The sequence below is a fragment of the Bacteroidales bacterium genome (assembly GCA_016707785.1).
GTDB lineage: Bacteria > Bacteroidota > Bacteroidia > Bacteroidales > UBA4417 > UBA4417.
The window spans coordinates 21105-29518 of the sequence record JADJGZ010000057.1 but is presented as its reverse complement, the minus strand read 5'-3'; the positions used below and the strand labels follow the sequence as shown (position 1 = coordinate 29518).

Here is an 8414-nt window from a genome sequence, read left to right as displayed (position 1 = left end):
AAAATTACATCAATGTAAGTTTACACTGTACTATAGAAAAAACACCGGAACTTAGAAATTCAGAATGTTATTCCTGGGAATTGCCCGGAATAACACACTTTGAAAGCAAAAAGGGAATATTAATTGTAGAAATCTCTCAAATTATTGCGATTAAATTCTGATTTTCTGATGAACGTTTGGGTTTTATCTATAATGTGGTTTTAAATTCCCAATGAAAAAAATTTTGTATACAAGTGCAATCAATTAAATATCAATAGCTTACAAGTGTTGTTTGTGGTATGTTTAAATATGAATCAAATGTAATAAAACAAACGAGAATGAGTGGTAATTTGAAGATAAAAACATTCATTATGAGAATGTTCAAAAGTGGAAGTTAAATTTGATAACTGGATATACAAAAACTCCCCGCTTCTTTTTTAGAAGCGGGGAGGAGATTCGGTTTTCACCGTTGAGATTACAAGCAGAGGAGTAAACGAGTATTGAAAAGCTTGAGGTTTAGTGGTTAAGAAGGAGTTCTGTAGTACTGGAGGCCCGGCAACTGTTCACCGATAGTATTGAACTCAAGCTTTTTTAAAAAGACGGTTATTTACTTAGTTTATCCATTGCCACTGTTACATCAATCTGGATGGATTCGGCAATATTATTCATCACAGCTTTTGGTATGGAGATGTTGTAATCCTTAAGTAACACCTTTAATGTTGATTTACCGGTCACTTTTCCTCCCTTGATTTCAAAGGTGCCATTCGTCTTGATTTTATTGGTGATTCCATGCATTGTAAGGTCTCCTTCTACAACTGCTTTATAGGTCCCGTCTTTAGCGAAATTGATGTCCTTCAGATTGGTAACCTTTCCATTGAAAGTAGAGGTTGGAAATTGATCCGATTGCATATAGTTTTCATTAAAATGTTCCTGCATCAACGCTTTTTCAAATTCAAAAGATTTAATCAAAACCTTAAATACAAAGCTACCTGTAGAGATATCCAAAGCACTGTTAACCTGATGATTAAAAGCTTCAATCTTTTCCATTTGTCCATCAGAAAAAAACCTGATGGTACCATTTTTTGTCATATATTTTTGTGCTGCAGCAATAGTTCCTGATGCAATTATAATAGACAGGATGATAATTATTCTTTTCATTTTTCTCTTTTATTTTAAATTAGTTCGTTAACTTTTAAAATCTCTCTGTTTTATTCAATAAAAACCTGTAAACGAAGCTATTGTAGTAAAGATTTAGTTATTCTGTAGTCTGAGCATCAGGAGGCTTGATTATTAATCATTAGAGAAGCACTCATAGTAAGGTTGTGAAAGCTAAGCTGCTTTGAATGAGTTATACCTTTAGGATGAACTGATTCGGAACAGTATTAGTTAATGAAACTTGGGTCATTTTGTCATACAAGTTTTTATTAACAACTTTTCAACTTATCTTCCAAAATGAAGGTGTTCATTGGAAGACGGATTGTCATCGCTAAGCCAGATCTCATTTTCTGTAACTTTCACCGACAACCATTTCTTGCTGAGTTTTTGCATCAATTTGTCGCCGGCAATTGTTATTGTGAAACGATGTGATTTGTCATCATAAAGTGTGTCGTCGGAAGAACTATTGCTGCTTGATAAAAGCCAGGTTCCGGTATAGGTATTAGAGCCATTAGTAGCAATAATTGAGCCATCAGTGTTAAAAACCACATTGAGTTGCGAAAAATCCGATGTTTCATCTTTGCCGCTATCAAGATATTGAGTTACTTTCCATTCGCCGGATGATACCATGTTATTGTTAGCGGTTAAATCAGCAGCCGGGTCTGAAGTTTCACTTTTGGAGCATGAAATAATGAAAAGTGTGGCCAGGAGTAAGGGCAATAAAACTAGTGTTTTCATAGTACTTGAGTTTTTAGTGGGTTATTAAATGATCTTGGCAGGTTTCGCTGATTCGATATATTTCGTTTGATGAAGCAAAGTAAATTCAATCGGTTAACTCAATAAAACAATGTTTGATGAACAGGCATTTGGAAGGGATGAACTGGAATTATTACCTGATTATGGTTTCATATTCACTTATCAGCAGCTCTGGAAATAGAAATTCACATTCTGAAAGCTGAAAAACGTAATTTTGAGCCGAAATTCTACCATTATGAACCTTCGAACTTTTTTGCCATTCACTATATTCTTCTTTTTTGCCATTGGCAATGCCACTCTTCATGCACAAACCGAAGAGCTTGCAAAACCGGGCCCTGAAGGCATTTTTCTTTTCCCGGGGAAGTTCATTCCTTCCGGGAAAATGGTAAGTATTTACAAAATTGAACGAAGGGAAACTGACAGTAGTTGGAAAAGTCTGGCTGAAATCACTTGCCCGGTTACCTTTAAAAACTTTCTCAACTCAATTGATAAGGCAAAGAAATTATTACCATCACAACCGCTGCCTTCTCAGCAAAAATTGCAGCAGTTGTTCGATAAAGCCCGCCAGGCCGGCACTGTCGATTCTCTTAAAGGGATGATATTGCATTACCCGGTGCGAATGGCATTAGGGTTAATGTATCACGACTCAACTGCACGAACAGGTTCCTTTCAATACAGGATCCAGGCATTGGATATAAATGGGAAGGCTCTGTCTACCGGGGTTTCAGAGCGGATTAGCATGCCTTTTAAGGCTGTGTTTGATGAAGTCAGGTTATCTGAAAGTTCCAGGTCAGAAAAATCTGTCTTTATCAAATGGATGACTGCAGGTAAGAATCCCTCCCCACTTTTCATGGTGCACGGGATCGATAACGGGAAAGCATTCAATGCCGGAGGAACCACTGGCCGATATACGATCAATGATACTACTTATTTTACTTTTACCGATTCAATCAAACCATCACAGTCGGAGAAGGAACTCCAGTACTATTATGTTCCATTTGATCTTCTGGGGAATGCCGGGAATCACTCCCAGGTATCAGCCATTACATATGATCACTTTAATAAGGCTGTTTTTCACTCAGTGAAAGTCAATAAACTAACTGAACGCTTTGGGAATACCCTGAACTGGCAGTTCAGTGATCCAAAGGGCACCAGGTCAATGGCAGTATTTCGCAGCGAATGGCCCGATAAAGGCTTTGTTCAACTGGTAACCCTTGGGAATAATGATACCACTTTTATCGACGACCGCATCAAACCTGATAAAGACTACTATTATTTTATCCAGGCAAACGCATCAAACGGATCGCGTTATAAACAAAGTAACAAGGTTATGGCAAGTTCCTTTAATATCCGCAGGCTGCAAGCTCCTTATATTACCGGAGTATTTGGTTCAGCCCGCGGAATACAACTCGATATTGATTCAATCGATCTACAGGGAACCGGAATCAGGGTTTTCAGGAAAAAGGCTCAGGAAGGCTTTCAAGCCATCTCTGATTTTATTCCCACTTCAGGCACTAAGGCATCTTTTATTGATGCAGGGACTGATTTATCGGGGGGCACTCAATATGTTTATGCTGTTCGAACAGAGAAACCTGGCTACGGAATCAGTGACCTCTCTAACCAGGTAGCCACCGGCACAATAAAAGGCTCTAAAATCTCAGCCCCGGGGGCTCTTAGAGCGGCTATCGACAGTATTGAAATCAATATCTTCTGGGAGGATACAAAAAAGTCGGATTCACTGGTTAAAGGATATCTTGTTTCACGCAGAACGGAAGCCGGTGCAGGAACGGATCTCTCACCCTTCTTTACACTGGCTGGAAACAATGAGTTATATGTTTCCAATTACTTCCTGGATCAGACATCCATGTATGGTAAGATCTATACCTATCGTCTTCAGTCAAGGGGAACCGACAGTTTAATGGTTTCAGACGGAAAGCAGATTACGGTCTCGCTTCAGGGTAACACGCCATTGCCTCCTTTTGGCCTGGAATGCGAGGTTCAAAAGGGTGGGAATCTGCTAACCTGGATACCCATTGTTTATAAAGGAATTCAGACCTATAAAATCTATAAGGCACAAGAAGGGTTGTCACCAATACTCGTAATTACTCTTCCGGCTACGGCAACAGAATTTTTTGACCCGTCATCAACAGGGGCTCAATACTATATTTCCTCATGTAACGCAACCGGAGTTGAGAGTGTGATGTCGAAAGTTGCCGCAAACAAGTAATCTGTAGTTATTTTCCGGCCAGCCACTCTTTGAAATCACCTGATCTTTCAGTACTGGAGATTACCTCCAACTCTGTTACCGGGGCAAGAGTAATCTTTACCCGTGACTTACTGTAGGAAATCATCTTAGTGATCGATTCGTAGCTGATCAGAAACTTCCTGTTAATCCTGAAAAAACGTTCAGGGTCAAGTTTTTTCTCTAATTGGTCAAGGGTAAAATCGATAGGATAAGTTTTTCCTTCTGTCAGGGTTGCATAAACGATCTTTTCATCCGTATAAAAGTAGGCTACATCCTTTACTTCTACCGCTTTGATAACATCGCCGAACCGTATTACCAGGCGTTTCAGATAATCCGCCTTTTTCGCTCCCAGGATCTGGGCAATAACTGAATAATCGAGACCTTGGGGCCCGGATGGTGTCTGTAAACGTTTAAATTTTTTAAGACTTTCGGCCAGTTCTTCTTTTTGAACAGGCTTTAACAGGTAGTCGATGCTGTTGACTTTGAAAGCCTGTATAGCATATTGATCATATGCCGTGGCGAAAATTACAGGGCAATTGATTTGTACCTCCCCGAATATTTCAAAACTGGAACCGTCAGCTAATTGAATATCCATAATAGCCAGGTCCGGTTCCGTATGTGATTTAAACCATGCAACTGAAGTCTCAACACTACCCAGTGTTTCAATTACAGTAATCGCAGGATCAATTTCGAGCAGTAGTTTCTGCATACGACGGGCAATTGCGGCTTCATCTTCAATGATCAATACATTCATGACATCATGGTTTTATTAGAGGAAGTTGAAGTATATACTCATCCTTGGTTTCCGAAATATTAATTTCATCTAAACCCAACAGGTTATAACGGTTTTTGATGATCATCAGTCCAACACCGGTAGAGGATTCAACAATCTTTTTACGTTGAAGGTTATTCCTGATAAACAGGGAATTTTGATCAGCATAAATCCTTACTGTTAGCGGTTTCTCGGGTGAAACCACATTATGTTTAATGGCATTTTCAACCAACATCTGCAGCGTCATTGGGGGTATTAATGTAGACTGATATTCAGTGTCGATTTGCAGCTCAATCCTGAAATGATCCCCATAACGTTGCCTTTGCAGGTATATGTATGTTTCGATGAGTTTGAGCTCTTCTCTGAGTGTGATGAGGTCGCGGTCGCGGTACTCCAGGATATTCCTGAAAAACTGGGAAAGTTTCTGCACATAATCAATGGCCAGGTCTTTGTTCTCATCGATTACAGAAATAAGTGTGCTAAAACTGTTAAAAAGAAAATGCGGGTTTACCTGGCTTCGGAGTGTCTGCAATTGAAAAAGTAATTTTTCCCGCTCTGAAGCTTCTTTTTGTTTGAACCTAAGTTCCCGGATGCGGACCATTGCAATAGCCAGGGCTGTCCCAACCAATATTACCAGCAATATAAACCATGTTTTTCGCCAGAGTGGTTTCTCAATGGTGAACTTATAACTCAGGATTTCTGAATTTGCATAATTTCCTTTTAAGGAAGCACGAACCTTGAATACGTATGTCCCGGGTTGCAGACTGGAGTAAGTAACCAGGTTCTCTCTTGTATTGATCCAATCAAGGTCATAGCCCTCAAGTTTCACCTGGTAAGTAACCAGCTCCGGTGAACTAAACCAGATGGCATTAAAGAAGAAAGAGAGGTGATTCTGTGTTGCTGTGAATTTGTGGATACCCATGAAATTTTCCGCGCCAAGGAAAACAGAAACTTTGTTAAGAACAACCTCCGGCCGTTGAGGCCTTTTATCATCCGGCATTTCAATCCGCAAAATTCCTTCCTGAGTTCCCAGCCATACCAGTTTTGAACTGGAAATTGTAACAACATTCAGGTTTGGATTGATAGCTTCCAGTCCCAGTTCTTCTCCATAATAAATAAAAGAGCCATTCCTGATATCCAGTATATCCACTCCGCGATCATGGGCAAAGAAAACATGATGTTCCCGATCGGCAAGAAGGCAGCTGATTTGCATATCACTTAGGCCCTCTGCAGTTGTATAGTTCTTGAATTTTTTCCCATCGAAGCGGTAAACACCCGCATTTGAAGTAGTAAACCAAATGTTCCCTGAAGCATCTTCCGAAATAGAATAAACTACTTTGCTTCGTATCCCATCCTTTTCATCAAAGCCTTTAAAAACACCCTTTTCATAAACAGCGATTCCTTTCCCATCAGTTCCAAACCAAACTCTCCCTTTCGAATCGATAAAAACCTTGTATATATAATTGTTTCCCGGGCCATACTTTTGATCGAAATTTTCGAATTTGAGTTTGACATCTTCGACATCCGGATGGCCAAGGATACTGCATCGATATGCTCCACCAAGTGTTGCCAGCCATATCTCATTTCCTTTCCCGGCGATGGAAAGGATATTACCATTGGTGAGGCCATCTTTTTCATTGATCATTCTCACCCGGCCAGAAGAAGGATTAATTCTGAAGAGCCCCCCTCCAAAAGTGCCGGCCCAGATGAATCCTGCCGAATCCTCATAGAGACTGATAATATGTATTTTACGATTTACCGGTACATGATAATCTTTGAGGCGATTACTGCCAGTTTCCCCGGGTGAAAACCTGCAAAGCCTGTTTTCGCAACTAAACCATACATTACCCGTTCGATCAGCAAGGATGGATTGTACATTTGAATGGGCTGGAATATCAGGATTGCTGATTCTTTTAAATCCCGGCCCTGCTGAGAATATCAGCTCACTATTGGTGGTGATCCAGCTATTCCCTTGGTTATCAGCCAATAGATGGTTAACTTTATTAAAACTGAATTTCTCACCCCGCGTAAAAGAAACGGGGGCTCCATTGATTGCCAGGTCAATCTCCAGTATCCCATGATTATTACTGCTTAACCATAAGGTCTGATTAAAGATAAGGATATCTTCCACCGGACCATATTTCCAGTTTTTAGCAATATCAGGGTAATAAACCTTCATGGAATTGCTATTGACGGAACAAATCCCACCATCCTGCATGCCTACCCATACCAAACCATTCTTCCCCAATGCCAGTTTCAATGCAATATTATCCGGCAAACCTTGATCTGTAGTTATTTTTTCAATTTTTTTCAATTTTTCTTTCACAAAACAAACAGAGATTCCATTGTCGGTCCCTGACCAGATGCGGCCATAATCATCGGCAATAAGTCCATAACAGTAGTCATCTGTAAGTCCGTCCTCAGCATTCAGGTTATAAAGATATCGGCCATTATAGTAATAAAGGCCTTCCCCGTATGTTGAGAACCAGAGGTTGCCCCCTTTATCTGTTACAAATCCGGTAATCGCTTTTTGGGGTAAACCCTCCTGGGGATCGAACTTAACCAGGCTATCACCCATGGCTCTATAAATATTCCCGCTCCTGGTTCCTACCCATAATGTCTGACTGGGGTCACGATAGATGGCACTCACCTGGAGTTTGAGGCCTTCAGCAGCATTTGCGGCCAGGGTGAAATTGCGGCCATCATAACGGTATAATCCATGGTTGGTGCCTATAAGAAGCGGGCCCTCAGGATCCTGGTACAAGCAATTGATAATAGTTTCCTTTAACGATTCAGGCATTCTGACATTACGGAAATAGGGGGATTGGGCAAAAAGCCCTTGAAATGCCTGGAACAAAAGAATACCGGTTAGAATGGCAATCCGGTAAATTTTATCATTTTTAATAGCTAAATTCATTTTCTCACCATCTCCATACTGACCTTGATGAATATTTCCTCGGCAATTTTCTGATAGACAACTTTTGGTATGGTAATATTGTGTTCCTGAAGTAAAATGGAAAACTCAGAACTTACTACCATAATCCCTTTTACGATCTTTATTTTAACACGAATGATTCTCTCCTGTTCAACACCATGAATTTTTAATGCTCCTTTGGCACGTACCTGGTATTCCCCATCATTATTAAGATCTACCTGTTCAATGATTTTCCCTTTAAAGGATGCATCAGGGTATTTGGATGCTTCAATATAGTTTTCTGAAAAATGAACCTGTTGTAATGGACTGTTGAATCCTTCGAATGATTTACTGGGAATAATAAAAGCAAATGTTCTTTTCTCCGGATCCAGGAATCCTTTGAGTTCCTTTGAAGATGCTTTTATCAATTCTAAAGGCGCATCTGAAACAAAGTTGACAAGGCTTTTCCGTGCTTCAAAAAGTCCTTTCTGCGACATAGCTGCCAATGATATACTCAGGGCAATAATAAACAGGAAGGAATGCTTGCTCATAGGAAAAAGACTACTATGCTTTGGTTTAGTCATAAGTTTGGG

6 protein-coding genes are annotated in these 8414 nt (G+C 40.1%); 1 reads left to right on the top strand and 5 read right to left on the bottom strand.

What is annotated here, in order from left to right:
- Nucleotides 1-582: 582 nt before the first annotated feature.
- Nucleotides 583-1137 (bottom strand): YceI family protein, encoded by a 555-nt coding sequence (locus IPH84_18970; protein MBK7175246.1) that lies wholly within the window; start codon nucleotides 1135-1137, stop codon nucleotides 583-585.
- A 282-nt stretch (nucleotides 1138-1419) separates the two neighbouring features.
- On the bottom strand, nucleotides 1420-1872 hold the full coding sequence (locus tag IPH84_18965) for a hypothetical protein (protein MBK7175245.1): 453 nt from the start codon (nucleotides 1870-1872) through the stop codon (nucleotides 1420-1422).
- Between the two features lie 253 nt (nucleotides 1873-2125).
- Between IPH84_18965 and IPH84_18960 the strand changes: the two genes are divergently transcribed.
- Nucleotides 2126-4117 carry a hypothetical protein gene (locus IPH84_18960; protein MBK7175244.1) on the top strand — a complete coding sequence of 664 codons (1992 nt, stop codon included), beginning with the start codon at nucleotides 2126-2128 and terminating at the stop codon, nucleotides 4115-4117.
- A gap of 7 nt (nucleotides 4118-4124) precedes the next feature.
- Here the strand turns inward: IPH84_18960 and IPH84_18955 are convergent, their stop codons facing one another.
- The 3 genes from IPH84_18955 to IPH84_18945 are packed head-to-tail and all read right to left on the bottom strand — an operon-like array spanning nucleotide 4125 to nucleotide 8372.
- The gene (locus IPH84_18955; protein MBK7175243.1) at nucleotides 4125-4889 is read right to left on the bottom strand and encodes a response regulator transcription factor; all 765 of its coding nucleotides are present in this window, start codon (nucleotides 4887-4889) and stop codon (nucleotides 4125-4127) included.
- Nucleotides 4890-4893: 4 nt separating this feature from the next.
- The gene (locus IPH84_18950; protein MBK7175242.1) at nucleotides 4894-7824 is read right to left on the bottom strand and encodes a histidine kinase; all 2931 of its coding nucleotides are present in this window, start codon (nucleotides 7822-7824) and stop codon (nucleotides 4894-4896) included.
- Nucleotides 7821-8372: a YceI family protein gene (locus IPH84_18945; GenBank protein MBK7175241.1), complete on the bottom strand. Its 552-nt coding sequence runs from the start codon at nucleotides 8370-8372 to the stop codon at nucleotides 7821-7823. The genes IPH84_18950 and IPH84_18945 overlap by 4 nt, the downstream gene beginning before the upstream one ends.
- Nucleotides 8373-8414: the final 42 nt, after the last annotated feature.

Bases quoted from the DNA above. Each gene is read 5' to 3' on its own strand.
- IPH84_18970 (MBK7175246.1), bottom strand. From the start codon at position 1,137: ATGAAAAGAATAATTATCATCCTGTCTATTATAATTGCATCAGGAACT.
- IPH84_18965 (MBK7175245.1), bottom strand. From the start codon at position 1,872: ATGAAAACACTAGTTTTATTGCCCTTACTCCTGGCCACACTTTTCATT.
- IPH84_18960 (MBK7175244.1), top strand. From the start codon at position 2,126: ATGAACCTTCGAACTTTTTTGCCATTCACTATATTCTTCTTTTTTGCC.
- IPH84_18955 (MBK7175243.1), bottom strand. From the start codon at position 4,889: ATGAATGTATTGATCATTGAAGATGAAGCCGCAATTGCCCGTCGTATG.
- IPH84_18950 (MBK7175242.1), bottom strand. From the start codon at position 7,824: ATGAATTTAGCTATTAAAAATGATAAAATTTACCGGATTGCCATTCTA.
- IPH84_18945 (MBK7175241.1), bottom strand. From the start codon at position 8,372: ATGAGCAAGCATTCCTTCCTGTTTATTATTGCCCTGAGTATATCATTG.